Source organism: Mycolicibacterium sp. Y3 (assembly GCF_051188035.1).
Classification (GTDB): Bacteria; Actinomycetota; Actinomycetes; order Mycobacteriales; family Mycobacteriaceae; genus Mycobacterium; species Mycobacterium fluoranthenivorans.
In genome coordinates, this window is the sequence record NZ_JAVQLT010000001.1 from 1,980,288 (window position 1) to 1,994,676 (window position 14,389).

The following is a 14,389-nucleotide window of genomic DNA, read 5'->3' on the forward strand; positions in this document are numbered from 1 at the left end:
CTGCGAGTCTAGGCCGCATAGCGGCGGCCTCCGGACCGGGTCGCTGCCGGGTCAGTTGGCAGGCCCGGGAGCCGGACCCAGCGGAACGGGTGCGGCCGGGGGTGCGGGCGGCGGAGCGAAGGGGTTGAACACCGGCGCGGGCGGCGCAGGCGGCGGTGCGAAGGGGTTGAATACCGGTGGCGGAGCCGCCGGATCGAGTCCGGGCGGCGGCGCGGCGGGTTCGGGTTCCGGCAGGTTCTGGCCGATGCAGAACACCGCGCAGTTCTGTTGCGGTGCCACCGCCTGTCCGGGTCCGGGCGCGGTCGGCAACTGGCTGGCGACGTCGGTGCGACCCACATCGAAGATCGGGGTCAGGGCCAACGGATCGCCCGCGGGCAGGCTGATGGCGTTCAGGGGCAGGCCGGGCCCGATGCCTTCCGGATTGCTGTCCAGGTGGGCGTCGCCCAGCGGCGGCACCGGTCCGGTGATGGGCGGCAGGTTCACCGGCACCACACCGGTGGCGTAGGCGCGCGCCCACCCGAGCACGTTCTGGGCGTAGGCGACGGAATTGTTGTAGCGCAGGATCGCCGTCATGGCCTGGTTCGGATCGCGCATGTTCAACCCGCCACCACACAGGTAGCGTGCCGCGGCCAGGGTCGCGTCGAACACGTTCTGCACGTCGGCTTTTCCGTCGCCGTTGCCGTCGACGGCGTAGCGCGCCCACGTGCCGGGCAGGAACTGCATCGGTCCCATGGCGCGCGCGAAGGTGACCCGGTCGTTGCTGCGGCTCTGCACGATGACCTCGTTGCCGGGCAGCGTGCCGTCCAGCGCGGGGCCGTAGATCGGCCGCACCGCGGTGCCGTTGATATCGGTGGTGCCGCCGTTGGCGTGCATCGACTCGATGCGTCCGATGCCTGCCAGGATGTTCCAGCTCATCCCGCAGCCCGGTTCCGCGGCGGCCATCATGCGTTCGGCGTTGCGGTAGGCGTTCAGCACGATCGCCGGGATGCGGAGGCTGCCGGGCGAACTGATGACGACGGCGGGTGGGGGAGCGGACAGCGCCGCGCCGCCGATGCGGAACGGGCGGGGTGTCTTGTAGGCCGCCACGATGGACGTCCCGGAATCGTCGGGTGCGACGGGGCCGACGGCGGCCAGCGTGGTCACCGTGGTGTCGCGTACCGGTTTCATCGAGGGGGCCGAGGCTCCCACGCTCATGGCCAGGACGACAGGTGTGAGCACCGCGATACCGAATACGGGCTTGCCGACGGCTTTGCCTGCTCGGCGCCGCGCTGCCTCAAGGGCGGCGCCTCCCCCTTTGAACACTCAACCGTCCTCGTTGTGCGGTACCCGACTGGTTGTGAACCAAGTCACCATACCCACTGGGTGTGGCGTGTGGTGCGGCAATGGTCAGCTATTGCTGTCGGCAGCGATCTCGGCGGGCTCGGTGGTCTCGGCGTCGACCGGGGGTGGGGCCTGTTTGCTCTTCTTCTTGCCCTTGGGCGGCACCAGTTCGACGAGCATGTCGCGCAGGTCTTCCAGCTCGTGGCGCAGGTAGTCGCGGGTGGCCACCTCGCCGACCGCCAGACGCAGTGCGGCCAGCTCACGGGCCAGGAACTCGGTGTCGGCCTTGGTCTGCTCGGCGCGGCGGCGGTCCTCTTCCAGGGCCACCCGGTCCCGGTTCTCCTGCCGGTTCTGGGCGAGCAGGATCAGCGGGGCGGCGTAGGCAGCCTGGGTGGAGAACGCCAGGTTGAGCAGGATGAACGGGTACGGATCCCACTGCAGCTTGACGGCGAACAGGTTCAGCGCGATCCACACGACCACGAAGACGGTCTGGATGGCGAGGTAGCGGCCGGTGCCCAGGAACCGGGCGAACGCTTCACCGAACCGGCCCGCCGCCTCGACGTCGAACTGTGGCGTCAGCCGCCACCGCGATACCCGGGGGGTGTCGATGCGCTGACGGGTCGACGGGTCGCTCATGTCGCGGCCCCCAGCTCCGGCTCTTCGGAGCGCACGCGCCAGTCGTGCGGCAGCAGGTGGTCGAGCACGTCATCGACCGACACCGCGCCCAGCAGGTGGCTCTCCTCGTCCACCACGGGCCCGCACACCAGGTTGTAGGCGGCGAAGTACCGGGTCACGGCGTTCAGCGACGACTCCGGGGTCAAGCTCGGGAGGTCCTTGTCGACGATGCCGCTGACCAGCGTGGCCGGCGGCTCGCGCAGCAGCCGCTGCAGGTGCACACAGCCCAGGTAGCGGCCGGTCGGGGTGGCGGTCGGCGGGCGCACGACGAAGGCCAGAGAGGCCAGTGCGGGGGTCAGGTCGGGATCGCGGATCCGGGCCAGCGCCTCGGCCACGGTGGTGTCCGGGGCCAGCACGACCGGATCGGAGGTCATCAGACCACCGGCGGTGTCGGGGGAGTGCTTGAGCAGCCGGCGCACGGGCTCGGAATCCTCCGGGTCCATCCGGGCCAGCAGGATCTCGGCGCGGGTGGCGTCCAGCTCGCCGAGCAGGTCGGCGGCGTCGTCGGGGTCCATCTCTTCGAGCACGTCGGCGGCGCGCTCGGTGTCCATCTGGTCCAGCAGCTCGGCCTGCTCGCTCTCGGGCAGCTCCTGCAGGATGTCGGCCAGCCGCTCGTCGCCCAGCGCGGCGACCACCTCGTAGCGGCGTTTGGGGGGCAGATCGCGGATGGCGTCGGCCACCTCGATGGGCCGCTGGCCCTCGAACTGCGCCAGCAGCTGCGCCACGCCCTGGCCGGGCAGGTTCAGCGCCGCCGGGGTGAGGCCGGTGACGTTCTGCCAATCGACGATGTGCATCGCGGTGCGGCGGCCGAGTCTGCGGTGCTGGCGTACTGCGACCTTGGTCACCATCCAGTCCCGGGAGCGCACCTGCTCGATACCGAGGTCGACCACGACGACATCGGTGCCGCTGAGCATTTCGAGCTCCGGATCGTTGACCCGGACCCGGGTGTCGAGCACCTGGCCCAGGACCAGGACCTCACCGGGACGCTGCGCGAACCGGCGGAGCGAGACGTTGCCGGTACTGAGTGTCACCGCATTCGGCTCGATCGCCGTCACCCTCAGGATGGGGACGAAAATTCTTCTGCGCGTAAGCAATTCGACGACCAGCCCGAGGACTCGGGGTTGTTGGCGCACGACGCTGATGCTCACCACCACATCGCGGACGCGGCCGATGGACTCGCCGTCCGGGCCGAGCACCACCATTCCCGCAAGTCGGGCCGTATAGACCCGGTTGACCGCCGCCATGAGGGCAAGCGTAGAGACTGACGGTGTGGACAACCTCTATCGCCCCCGCCGAACGTGCCTTTCGGTTCCGGGTAGTAGCGACAAGATGATTCAGAAGGCCAAGTCTCTGGGCGCCGACCTGGTGTTCCTCGACCTCGAGGATGCGGTGGCCGCCGACGCCAAGGCCGCCGCCCGAACCCGGGTCGCGGCCGCGCTGGCCGAGCCGGGCTGGTCCGGACAGTTGCGGGGGGTGCGAGTCAACGACTGGACCACACCCTGGACGCACGCCGACGTCATCGAGGTGGTCACCGAAGTGGCACGGGCGGGTTCGGTTCTCGACATCGTGGTGCTGCCCAAGGTGACCGACGCCTTACACGTCCGCGCACTGGATCTGTTGCTGACCCAACTGGAACTGACCCACGGACTTCCCGTGGGCCGCATCGGCATCGAGGCCCAGATCGAGAACGCGGCCGGGCTGACGCATGTGAACGAGATCGCCGCCGCGCCGCGGGTACAGGCCCTCGTACTCGGGCCGGCCGACATGATGGCCAGCCTCAACATGCGCACCCTCGTGGTGGGGGAGCAGCCCGAGGGCTATGACGTGGGCGACGCCCACCACCACGTGCTGATGACGATCCTGGTCGCCGCCCGCACCCACGGCATCAACGCCATCGACGGGCCGTATCTGAAGGTGCGCGACACCGAGGCGTTCCGCCGGATCGCCGGGCGCGTCGCTGCCCTCGGCTACGACGGCAAGTGGGTGCTGCACCCGGACCAGATCGCGGTGGGCAACGAGGTGTTCAGCCCCCGGCAGGACGATTACGACCACGCCGAGCTGATCCTGGAAGCCTACGAGTGGCACACCTCGCAGGCGGGCGGCGCACGGGGCGCGGTGATGCTCGGTGACGAGATGATCGACGAGGCCAGTCGCAAGATGGCGCTGGTGATCGCGGGCAAGGGCCGGGCGGCGGGGATGGCACGGGCAGGCGCCCCGTTCCAGCCGCCGAATTAGACCAGCGAGAAGCCGCTGGCGATGAATCCGATCCACAGCAGCGTGTAGAACACCAGCCCGGCGGTGGCCAGGCCGCCGATGATGGCACCGGCCAGCGCCAGGCCCCAGCCGTCCTGGCCGGTGCGGCGCGTCTCGCGCATGGCGACCACACCGAGGACGAGCCCGGCCACCGAGGGCAGCCCGCAGAACACCAACCCGCCCAGCGCGATGATCAGCGCCGCGATCGCCTTACCGTTGGTGCCCGCCGGCTTCTGCCGGTACGGGTCGTACCCGGGGTAGGGACCGGGATACGGGTACGGGCCGGCCTGCGGGTAACCCGGCGGTGAGTACGGCACCGGGTACACGGGCGGCGGCAGACCGGGGTCGGTCGGGTAGTCCACCGGGGCGAACGGATCCGGCGGCCGGTAGGGATCGGGCGGTGGGGTGGTCATGCCCGGTGCTCAGAACAGGGTGACGGCGAAGATCATGCTGACCACCAGTGACACCGCACCCACCGCGATACCCGCGATGGCCAGCCCCTGCCCGCCCTGGCGGGTCTGTTTGATCTGGTTGAGCGCCACGATGCCGAGCACGATCCCGATGATCGAGCCGATCCCGCAGAGCACACCGATCGCCGAGGCGACCAGCGAGCCGATCGCGAGCGGGTTCGTCTCGGTGGCCGGCGGACCGTACGGTGCGCCATAACCCGCGGGCGGGTAACCCGGGGCGGCGCCGTAGGGCGGTGGCGGTGGGGCGCCGTAAGGCGGTGGGGTGCCGTACTGCGCCCCCGGGTAGCCGGGTGCGCCGTAGCCGGACGGATCGGGATAGGGCGCACCGAAACCGGGCGGTGGGGGCGGATACCCGCCGGGCTGATAAGTCGGCGGCGCGCCATGACCCTGCGGCGGGTAGAGCGGCTGCTCATAGCTCGGCGGTTGGTAGCTGGGCGGCGGGCCGTAGCCCGCAGGTGGGCCGTAGCCCGGGTAGTCCGGAGCCGCCGGCGGCGGGACGGGCTCGGGGGCCCGCTCGAGCGGCGGCGCCTCGTAGGCGCCCGACTGCGGCTCGGCCGCAGAACCCGTGTCCGGCGTTGTCTCAGAAGCCCCCGACGATGCTGTCGCACCCTCGTCCTGGCCCGGTACTGTCATGCCCACAACGTAGCGTATGTGCTGGTCGCCGCGGTGCCGGTGCATCGCGCGTTCGGGCGGCGGCGGAGTCTCGGTGTCCGCTCGCGAGTACCGATAGGTTGGTAGGTGGCACCTGAAACGCGCATGAAGGAGAACTCACGATGAGCGGTCCCTTGCAGCCCGGCCGGACGCCGGGTGGCACTCCCGGCGGCCGTGGCCCCGCGCCTTTGCCCACTCCGCCCAAAGGCTGGCCCATCGGGTCCTACCCGACGTACGCCGAAGCCCAGCGCGCCGTGGATTACCTCTCCGATCAAGAGTTCCCGGTGCAGCAGGTCACCATCGTCGGTGTCGACCTCATGCAGGTCGAGCGGGTGACGGGCCGGCTGACCTGGCCGAAGGTGATCGGCGGCGGGGTCCTCTCCGGTGCATGGCTGGGTTTGTTCATCGGCCTGATCCTCGGTTTCTTCAGCCCGAGTCCCTGGGGTGCGCTCGTGACCGGGCTGATCGCCGGTGTGTTCTTCGGACTCATCACTTCGGCGATTCCGTACGCGATGGCCCGCGGCACAAGGGATTTCAGCTCCACCATGCAACTGGTCGCCGGCCGCTACGACGTGCTGTGTGAGCCCGCCAGCGCCGAGCAGGGCCGGGATCTGCTGGCGCGCTTGACGATCTGAGTGGGCAACGCGCCGCGGAAACGGTTGCATATCACGTCTGAATAGCTCTACGGTTTGCCCGCGGGAGGTTCCCGACAAGACGGGAGGCCGGTAGTGCGGGCACGACGACTGTGCGCTGCGGTGATGGCCGCGCTCACGGCCGGGTCGGTGGTCTCGGCATGTGGCGCCAAGAATGACGGCATCGTCGTCAGCTACTACACCCCGGCAAGCGAGATGGCCACCTTCACCGCGGTCGCCAAACGGTGCAACGAACAACTCGGTGGGCGCTTCACCATCAAGCAGGTGTCCTTGCCCAAAGCCGCCGACGATCAGCGATTGCAGCTGGCGCGACGGCTCACCGGGAACGACAAATCGCTCGATGTGATGGCGCTCGACGTGGTGTGGACCGCCGAATTCGCCGAAGCCGGTTGGGTGTTGCCGTTGTCGGATGATCCCGCGGGCCAGGCCGTTGCCGATGCGGAGGGCAATACGCTGCCCGGTCCACTGGCCACGTCGCGTTGGCAGGACAAACTTTACGCCGCCCCGATCACCACGAACACCCAATTGCTTTGGTACCGGGCAGATTTGATGAACGAACCACCGGCCACCTGGGACGCCATGGTGGCCGAGGCCACCCGCCTGCACAACGAGGGCGGGCCGAGCTGGATCGCCGTGCAGGCCAAGCAGTACGAAGGTCTGGTGGTGTGGTTCAACACGTTGCTGCAGAGCGCGGGCGGGCAGGTGCTCTCCGATGACGGCAAGACCGTCACGCTCACCGATACCCCCGAACACCGCGCCGCCACGGTGAAGGCGTTGTCCATCATCAAATCGGTTGCCACCGCGCCGGGTGCGGACCCGTCGATCACCCAGACCGATGAAGGCACCGCGCGGTTGGCTCTCGAACAGGGCAAAGCAGCTCTGGAGGTCAACTGGCCGTTCGTGCTGCCCTCCATGCTGGAGAACGCCACCAAGGGCGGGGTGAGCTTCCTGCCGCTGAGCGAGGATCCGGCGATGAAGGGTGCCATCAACGACGTCGGCACCTTCTCGCCGACGGATGAGCAGTTCGACATCGCCTACGACGCCAGTAAGAAGGTGTTCGGTTTCGCGCCTTATCCCGCGGTCACGCCGGGGGAGCAGGCCCGGGTGACCCTCGGCGGCCTCAACCTCGCCGTCGGGCGCAACACTGCGCACAAGGCCGAGGCGTTCGAGGCCATCCGCTGTCTGCGCAGCGTGGACAACCAGCGCTACACCTCGGTGGAAGGTGGGTTGCCCGCGGTGCGGACATCGCTGTACGACGATCCCGAGTTCCAGAAGAAGTACCCGCAGTACGAGATCATCCGCCAGCAGCTCACCAATGCCGCCGTGCGGCCTGCCACCCCGGTCTACCAGTCGGTGTCGACGCGCATCTCGGCGACGCTCGCGCCGATCACCGCCATCGATCCGGAACGCACCGCCGATGAACTGGCCCACCAGGTGCAGCAGGCCATCGATGGTAAGGGGCTGATTCCGTGAGTAGCGCCGCCACCGATGACCGCGCCTCGCAGCGCCGGCTCGCCTACTGGCTGATCAGCCCGGCCGTCGTCCTGATGCTGGCGGTGACGGCCTACCCGATCGCCTACGCGGTCTGGCTGAGCCTGCAGCGCTACAACCTGGCCGCACCCGAGGACACGAAGTTCGTCGGGATCGACAACTACGTCACCATCCTCACCGACCGGTACTGGTGGACGGCGTTCGTCGTCACGCTGGCGATCACGGTGGTCTCGGTGGCCATCGAGTTCGTGCTCGGCATGGCGCTGGCCCTGGTGATGCACCGGACCATCTTCGGCAAGGGCATCGTGCGCACCGCGATCCTGGTGCCGTACGGCATCGTGACCGTCGCCGCGTCCTACAGCTGGTACTACGCCTGGACGCCGGGCACCGGCTATCTGGCCAACCTGCTGCCCACCGGGACCGCCCCGCTCACCGAGCAGATCCCGTCGTTGGCCGTCGTGGTCCTGGCCGAGGTGTGGAAGACGACGCCGTTCATGGCGCTGCTGCTGCTGGCCGGCCTGGCCCTGGTGCCCCAGGATCTGCTCAACGCCGCCCAGGTCGACGGCGCCGGCGGCTGGAAGCGTCTGACAAAGGTGACCATCCCGCTGATCAAACCGGCGATCCTGGTGGCGCTGCTGTTCCGGACCCTGGACGCGTTCCGGATCTTCGACAACATCTACGTGCTGACGGGCGGGGCCAACGACACCGGCTCGGTGTCGATCCTCGGGTACGACAACCTGTTCAAGGCGTTCAACCTCGGGCTCGGGTCGGCTATCAGCGTGCTGATCTTCTTGTCGGTCGCCGTCATCGCGTTCATCTACATCAAGATCTTCGGTGCGTCGGCGCCCGGCGCTGACGAGGAAGGTGCCCGATGAGCGAGCGGGTCAGTCCCGGCCGGGCGACCGGCTGGGCTGTAGTCAACGTCCTGGTGGTGCTCTACGCGCTCATCCCGGTGCTGTGGATCCTGTCGCTGTCGCTCAAGCCGACGTCAACGGTCAAGGACGGCAAGTTCATTCCGTCGGAGGTCACCTTCGACAACTACAAGGGCATCTTCACCGGCGACATCTTCAGCTCGGCGCTGATCAACTCGATCGGGATCGGTCTGATCACCACGGTGATCGCGGTGACCATCGGTGGGATGGCTGCCTACGCCATCGCCCGGCTGGCGTTCCCTGGTAAGCGGGTGCTGGTCGGCGTGGCACTGCTGATCGCGATGTTCCCGCAGATCTCGCTGGTGACACCGATCTTCAACATCGAGCGCCGGATCGGGCTGTTCGACACCTGGCCCGGGCTGATCATCCCGTACATCACCTTCGCGCTGCCGCTGGCGATCTACACGATGAGCGCGTTCTTCAAGGAGATCCCCTGGGATCTGGAGAAGGCCGCGAAGATGGACGGCGCCACCCCGGGTGAGGCGTTCCGCAAGGTGATCGCACCGCTGGCCGCGCCGGGAATCGTCACCGCGGCGATCCTGGTGTTCATCTTCGCCTGGAACGACCTGCTGCTGGCGCTGTCGCTGACGGCCACCGAGCGGGCCATCACCGCCCCGGTGGCGATCGCCAACTTCACCGGCAGTTCGCAATTCGAGGAACCCACCGGATCCATCGCCGCCGGGGCGATGGTCATCACGGTGCCCATCATCATCTTTGTTCTGATTTTCCAGCGACGGATCGTGGCCGGGTTGACCTCCGGTGCGGTGAAGGGGTAGCTCCATGGCCGAGATCGTTTTGGACCACGTCACCAAGAGTTACGCCAACGGGGCTGTGGCAGTGCAGGATCTGTCGCTGACCATCAACGACGGCGAGTTCCTGATCCTGGTGGGGCCGTCGGGTTGCGGGAAGTCGACCACGCTCAACATGATCGCGGGCCTGGAGGACATCAGCTCCGGCGAACTGCGCATCGGCGGCGAGCGGGTCAACGACAAGCAGCCCAAGGACCGCGATATCGCGATGGTGTTCCAGTCCTATGCGCTATACCCGCACATGACGGTGCGGCAGAACATCGCGTTCCCGCTCACCTTGGCCAAGCTGCCGAAGGCCGAGATCGCGGCCAAGGTCGAGGAGACCGCGAAGATCCTCGACCTGACCGCACTTCTGGATCGGCGTCCGGCGCAGCTCTCCGGTGGTCAGCGGCAGCGGGTGGCGATGGGCCGCGCGATCGTGCGCAGCCCCAAGGCCTTCCTGATGGACGAGCCGCTCTCCAACCTGGACGCCAAGCTGCGCGTGCAGATGCGCACCGAGATCGCCCGTCTGCAGAGCCGTCTGGGCACCACCACCGTCTATGTCACCCACGACCAGACCGAGGCGATGACGCTCGGGGACCGGGTGGTGGTGATGCTGGCCGGCGTCGTCCAGCAGATCGGCACGCCTGAGGAGCTCTACAACAGCCCGGTGAACCTGTTCGTCGCGGGATTCATCGGTTCCCCCGCGATGAACTTCTTCCCGGCCACCCTCACCGATGTCGGGCTGCGGTTGCCGTTCGGCGAGGTGACGTTACCTGTGGAGGGTCCGGTGACGCATTCCGCCCTCGTCGAGAAGCAGGTGGCCGAGCTCATCGTCGGGGTGCGCCCCGAACATTTCGACGACGCCGCCGCAATCGATTCCTACGCCCGGATCCGGGCGCACGTCTTCGAGGTGACGGTGGATCTGGTCGAGTCGCTGGGCGCGGAGAAGTACCTGCATTTCCGCACCGAGGGTGAGGGTGCCCGGGCAGCGCAGCTCGCTCAGCTGGCCGCGGAGTCCGGTACCGGCGAAAACGAGTTCGTGGCACGGGTTTCGGCGTCGTCTCAGGTGAAGGCGGGGCAGAAGGCGGAGTTGGCGCTGGATGTCTCCAAGCTGATGATCTTCGACGCGGCGACCGGCGCCAACCTGTCCATCGCGTGATTCCAGGGGGCGAGCGAAGCGACGGGGGAGGATCGAGCCCGCTGGCGGACGTTCGTGCGCACCTGAGTGCGCACTTCACCGGTGCCGGTGTGCTCGGTGACCCGTCGGAGGCCAGCATCACCTTCCTCGGTGCCGACCGGATCGATGTGCTGCGCTTCGGTCCCGATGGTGACCGGGTGAATCATTTTGTGTCCCTAGGCTGTTCCAGGCAGGCCATGGCGGATCCGACGGACTTTCTGGCCGACCCCGAGATCGGTCCGCGCGCGGAGGTGGTGGTGTCCCTGCGGGCACCCACTCCGACGGGTTTGGCGAAATCCGTTGCCGTGCTGGCCGCCGCACCTGCGGTCGAAGGTCTGGTTCTGGACGCCGATGCCCTGGTGGACCTCAGCGCTCCCCTTTTCGAGGGGGCACCCTTCACCGCGTTTCTGTTGGGGCCCAGCGAGATCAGCGATCTGGTGCTACCGGAACCGCTGGCGCCGGTGCGGTTCCTCGCCGCGACCCCGATCACCCCGACCGAGGCTGCCTGGGTGCGGCTGAAGGGCGCCGAGGCCATGCGTGAGGCGTGGCGCACCGACGGGGTCGATGTACTCGACGCCCACCGGCGCGCGTCCTCGCCGTCCTGAGCTGCGCCGAAGAGGGACTCAGAGCCAGTGGTTGCGGCGGAAGGTGCGGTGCAACAGCACGCATACCGTCAGCATCGTCAGCAGCACGGCCGGGTAACCCCACACCTGGTGCAGCTCGGGCATGTAGTCGAAGTTCATCCCGTAGATGCCGGCCAGGGCGGTGGGCACAGCGGCGATCGCCACCCAGGCCGAGATCTTGCGCATATCGGTGTTCTGCTGCATCCCCACCTTGCCGAGGGCGGCCTGGACCAGCGAGCTGAGCACCTCGTCATAGCTGGCGATCCGGTCCGCGGCCTGGATGTTGTGATCGACGACGTCGCGGATATAGCGCCGGACCTCCTTGGAGATCAGGTCGTTGTGGTCGCTGCCGAGTCGTTGCAGGGCGAGGTTCAGCGGGCCGACGGCTCGGCGCATCTCGACCACTTCTCGCTTGAGCAGGTAGATGTGCTCGATATCGGTCTCGCTGGTGGGGGAGAAGACGTTCTCCTCCATCGCATCGATATCGAGTTCGACGAGGTCGGTGACTTCGAGGTAGTGGTCCACGACGTGATCGGCGATCGCATGCAGGACGGCGTAGGGGCCCAGTGCGCAGTTGGCGGGTGTGTTGTCCATGCGCTTGCGCACCCCGGCCAGGCCACCGTGATCGCCGTGCCGGACCGTCACCACGAAGTCCGGGCCCACGAAGACCATGATCTCGCCGGTTTCGACGATTTCCCGGGCCTTGGCCACCGACTCGTGCTCGACGTACATGATCGTCTTGAGGACCAGGAACAGGGTGTTGTCGTAGCGCTCCAGCTTGGGACGTTGGTGCGCATGCACCGCATCCTCGACCGCCAGTTCGTGCAGGCCGAACACATCGGCCACCGCCTGCATCTGGTGCTCATCGGGCTCGTGCAGGCCGACCCAGACGAACGCCTGGCAGTTGCCCTGCGCCTCCAGTTCGCGCACCTTGTTCAGCGCGGCGGCGTGGGTGTACTTGCCGGGCAGCCGGACACCGTCGACGTACACACCGCAGTCGACCATCGCTCGCGCGACCGGTACGTGGATGGAACGTGCGTCGGGAGCCGAAACCGCCTTGCGTACCCCTGGGCGTAGCAGGGACGGCGGCAACGCGCGGAATGAGGGCATCGCAAACCTCCGTGTCAGAGCGCGTAGTCCCAGTCGGGAACCGATGGAATGCTACGCGGCGCGGGTGTCCGATACCCGTCATCGGAAGCTGGCTACTCGCTGGGAACCTACCCGTGGGTAGCCTGTTTCTCGACGTAAAGCGCATTTTTCGGTCTTCTCACGAGGGGGGAACCTGCCCGTGTGAGTTCCAGGGGTGAGTTACCGTGGTCGCCGTGGCCGAATTGGTGCGAACCCCGCAAGTAGTTATCGACGATGCCGAGATCTTCGCCGCCCATGAGGGCGGAAAGCTCTCGGTCGCGTTGAACGAGCCGCTGGACACCCAGCGCGCCCTGTCCATCGCCTATACCCCGGGCGTCGCGCAGGTCAGCCGCGCGATCGCCGCGGATGTGACCCTGGCGAAGAAGTACACCTGGGCCAATCGCCTTGTCGCCGTCGTCAGCGACGGCAGCGCCGTGCTCGGCCTCGGTGACATCGGACCCGCCGCCTCGTTGCCCGTCATGGAGGGCAAGAGCGCGCTGTTCAAGACGTTCGGTGGGCTGGACTCCATCCCGATCGTGCTGGACACCAAGGATCCCGACGAGATCGTGGAGACCCTGATCCGGCTGCGCCCGACCTTCGGTGCGGTCAACCTCGAGGACATCTCCGCGCCGCGCTGCTTCGAGATCGAGCGCCGGGTCATCGAGGCACTGGACTGCCCCGTCATGCATGACGATCAGCACGGCACCGCCATCGTGGTCCTCGCCGCGCTGCTGGGTGCGGTCAAGGTGCTCGACCGGGACATCCACGATCTGAAGGTCGTGGTGTCCGGTGCGGGCGCGGCCGGCGTCGCCTGCACGAACATCCTGCTCAACAGCGGCATCACGGATATCGTCGTGCTGGACAGCAAGGGCATCGTCGCGTCCGATCGCAGCGACCTGAATTCCTTCAAGGCCGAGTTGGCGCAACGTACCAACCCCCGCGGTCTCACCGGTGGGGTGGCCGAGGCGCTCAGCGGCGCCGACGTCTTCCTCGGTGTGTCGGCAGGTCTGGTTCCCGAGGAGCTCATCGCGACGATGGCGCCCGGTGGCATCGTGTTCGCGCTGTCCAACCCGGATCCCGAGATCCACCCGGACGCGGCCCGCAAGTACGCCGCCGTCGTCGCGACCGGCCGCAGCGATTTCCCCAACCAGATCAACAACGTGCTGGCCTTCCCCGGTGTGTTCCGGGGTGCGCTCGACGCGGGTGCGCGGCGTATCACCGAGGAGATGAAAGTCGCTGCGGCGCATGCGATCTTCTCGGTCGTCGGTGACGATCTCGCCGTCGATCACATCGTGCCGAGTGCGTTGGACCCGCGGGTGGGCCCGGCGGTGGCCGCCGCGGTAGCGAAAGCTTCCGGAGTCTGAGTCGGCTCGTGCACCGGTTCGCGGTGGCGGTGGTGGCCGCTGTGGCAGTGGTGGTCGCCGGCTGCTCGGCGCCCCCGCCGCCACGGTCGGTGGCCGTCGGCGCCCAGCACGACGCCGAGTCGTCCCTGTTGGCGCATCTGTACGCCGCGGCACTGCGCTTCTACGGCAGTCCCGCGCACGTCGAGGTGACCCAGGATCCGGTGAGGGGCCTCGATTCCGGTGACATCGACGTCACCGCCGGACTGACCGGCGTCCTGCTCGCCAGATTCGAGCCGGATGCCCCGGCGCGGTCGCAGGCACAGGTCTACCGCTCGATGGTGGCCGCGCTCCCGGAGGGGCTGGCGGCCGGCGACTTCGCGGACACCACCTCGGACAAGCCATTGCCCGCGGTGACCGATCGCACCGCACGGGAGTGGGGTGCCACCGACACCCTTGCGCTGTTGAAGCGGTGCTCCACGCTGCGGATCGGTTACCGCGCAGGGCGGCCGGGGCCCACGTCGCTGGCCGGCTGCGTGCTACCTGTGGCGCGTGAATTCCCGGATGACCAAGCACTTTTCGCCGCCCTGCGGGACGGCAAGATCGACGTGGCCTGGACCTCGGCGGCGGCTCCGGACGTCCCGGAACAGGTGACGAGGCTGTCGGACCGCACCGCGTTGGTGCGAGCGGAGAATGTCGTGCCGGTCTACCGGCGCAACACGTTGAGCGACCCGCAGGTGCGGTCGATCAACGAGTTGGCCGGAGTGCTCGACACCGATGCGCTGGCGCAGATGCGCGCCGAGGTCGCCGCGGGGCAGGACCCGGGTGCGGTGGCCGCCGCGTATCTGGACGCGCATCCGTTGGGGCGTTAGCGCGTTGGGCCGA

Annotated in this window: 15 protein-coding genes; 9 read left to right on the forward strand and 6 right to left on the reverse strand. The window is 68.0% G+C overall.

The genetic code is table 11. The features are described from left to right. Window positions 1–51 precede the first annotated feature (51 nt). From QN239_RS09785 to QN239_RS09795, 3 genes are all read right to left on the reverse strand, one after another. Entirely contained in the window at window positions 52–1,302 is a 1,251-nt protein-coding gene (locus tag QN239_RS09785; protein ID WP_499009903.1) for a lytic transglycosylase domain-containing protein, read from the reverse strand. Between the two features lie 84 nt (window positions 1,303–1,386). Beyond that, complete coding sequence (locus tag QN239_RS09790) at window positions 1,387–1,956, reverse strand: DUF1003 domain-containing protein (RefSeq protein ID WP_499009904.1); 570 nt, start codon at window positions 1,954–1,956, stop codon at window positions 1,387–1,389. Beyond that, window positions 1,953–3,239, reverse strand: coding sequence for a magnesium transporter MgtE N-terminal domain-containing protein (locus QN239_RS09795; protein ID WP_499009906.1), 1,287 nt, complete (start codon window positions 3,237–3,239; stop codon window positions 1,953–1,955). The genes QN239_RS09790 and QN239_RS09795 overlap by 4 nt, the downstream gene beginning before the upstream one ends. A gap of 25 nt (window positions 3,240–3,264) precedes the next feature. Here QN239_RS09795 and QN239_RS09800 point away from each other — a divergent pair, with 25 nt between their 5' ends. Then, on the forward strand, window positions 3,265–4,230 hold the full coding sequence (locus tag QN239_RS09800) for an HpcH/HpaI aldolase/citrate lyase family protein (RefSeq protein WP_499009908.1): 966 nt from the start codon (window positions 3,265–3,267) through the stop codon (window positions 4,228–4,230). Here the strand turns inward: QN239_RS09800 and QN239_RS09805 are convergent. Next, window positions 4,227–4,661 carry a DUF4190 domain-containing protein gene (locus tag QN239_RS09805; RefSeq protein WP_499009909.1) on the reverse strand — a complete coding sequence of 145 codons (435 nt, stop codon included), beginning with the start codon at window positions 4,659–4,661 and terminating at the stop codon, window positions 4,227–4,229. The genes QN239_RS09800 and QN239_RS09805 overlap by 4 nt on opposite strands. A gap of 9 nt (window positions 4,662–4,670) precedes the next feature. Beyond that, window positions 4,671–5,351 (reverse strand): DUF4190 domain-containing protein, encoded by a 681-nt coding sequence (locus QN239_RS09810; protein WP_499009910.1) that lies wholly within the window; start codon window positions 5,349–5,351, stop codon window positions 4,671–4,673. 140 nt (window positions 5,352–5,491) lie between these two features. Between QN239_RS09810 and QN239_RS09815 the strand changes: the two genes are divergently transcribed. The 6 genes from QN239_RS09815 (at window position 5,492) to QN239_RS09840 (ending at window position 11,018) form a co-directional block, all read left to right on the forward strand. Beyond that, window positions 5,492–6,004 (forward strand): YflT domain-containing protein, encoded by a 513-nt coding sequence (locus QN239_RS09815; RefSeq protein WP_090363593.1) that lies wholly within the window; start codon window positions 5,492–5,494, stop codon window positions 6,002–6,004. Window positions 6,005–6,097: 93 nt separating this feature from the next. Beyond that, the gene (locus tag QN239_RS09820) at window positions 6,098–7,495 is read left to right on the forward strand and encodes an ABC transporter substrate-binding protein (protein WP_499009913.1); all 1,398 of its coding nucleotides are present in this window, start codon (window positions 6,098–6,100) and stop codon (window positions 7,493–7,495) included. Then, complete coding sequence (locus QN239_RS09825) at window positions 7,492–8,388, forward strand: carbohydrate ABC transporter permease (protein ID WP_499009914.1); 897 nt, start codon at window positions 7,492–7,494, stop codon at window positions 8,386–8,388. The genes QN239_RS09820 and QN239_RS09825 overlap by 4 nt, the downstream gene beginning before the upstream one ends. Next, the gene (locus QN239_RS09830; RefSeq protein WP_499009915.1) at window positions 8,385–9,221 is read left to right on the forward strand and encodes a carbohydrate ABC transporter permease; all 837 of its coding nucleotides are present in this window, start codon (window positions 8,385–8,387) and stop codon (window positions 9,219–9,221) included. The genes QN239_RS09825 and QN239_RS09830 overlap by 4 nt, the downstream gene beginning before the upstream one ends. 4 nt (window positions 9,222–9,225) lie before the next feature. Then, window positions 9,226–10,395, forward strand: a complete 1,170-nt coding sequence (locus QN239_RS09835; RefSeq protein ID WP_090363599.1) for an ABC transporter ATP-binding protein — start codon at window positions 9,226–9,228, stop codon at window positions 10,393–10,395. Then, window positions 10,392–11,018, forward strand: coding sequence for a suppressor of fused domain protein (locus QN239_RS09840; protein WP_499009916.1), 627 nt, complete (start codon window positions 10,392–10,394; stop codon window positions 11,016–11,018). The genes QN239_RS09835 and QN239_RS09840 overlap by 4 nt, the downstream gene beginning before the upstream one ends. An 18-nt stretch (window positions 11,019–11,036) precedes the next feature. Here the strand turns inward: QN239_RS09840 and corA are convergent, their stop codons facing one another. Next, window positions 11,037–12,146 carry a magnesium/cobalt transporter CorA gene (gene corA / locus QN239_RS09845; protein ID WP_499009918.1) on the reverse strand — a complete coding sequence of 370 codons (1,110 nt, stop codon included), beginning with the start codon at window positions 12,144–12,146 and terminating at the stop codon, window positions 11,037–11,039. 212 nt (window positions 12,147–12,358) lie between these two features. Between corA and QN239_RS09850 the strand changes: the two genes are divergently transcribed. After that, window positions 12,359–13,528: an NAD(P)-dependent malic enzyme gene (locus QN239_RS09850; protein WP_090363648.1), complete on the forward strand. Its 1,170-nt coding sequence runs from the start codon at window positions 12,359–12,361 to the stop codon at window positions 13,526–13,528. Between the two features lie 8 nt (window positions 13,529–13,536). After that, complete coding sequence (locus QN239_RS09855; RefSeq protein WP_499009921.1) at window positions 13,537–14,376, forward strand: glycine betaine ABC transporter substrate-binding protein; 840 nt, start codon at window positions 13,537–13,539, stop codon at window positions 14,374–14,376. The last annotated feature ends 13 nt before the right edge of the window (window positions 14,377–14,389 follow it).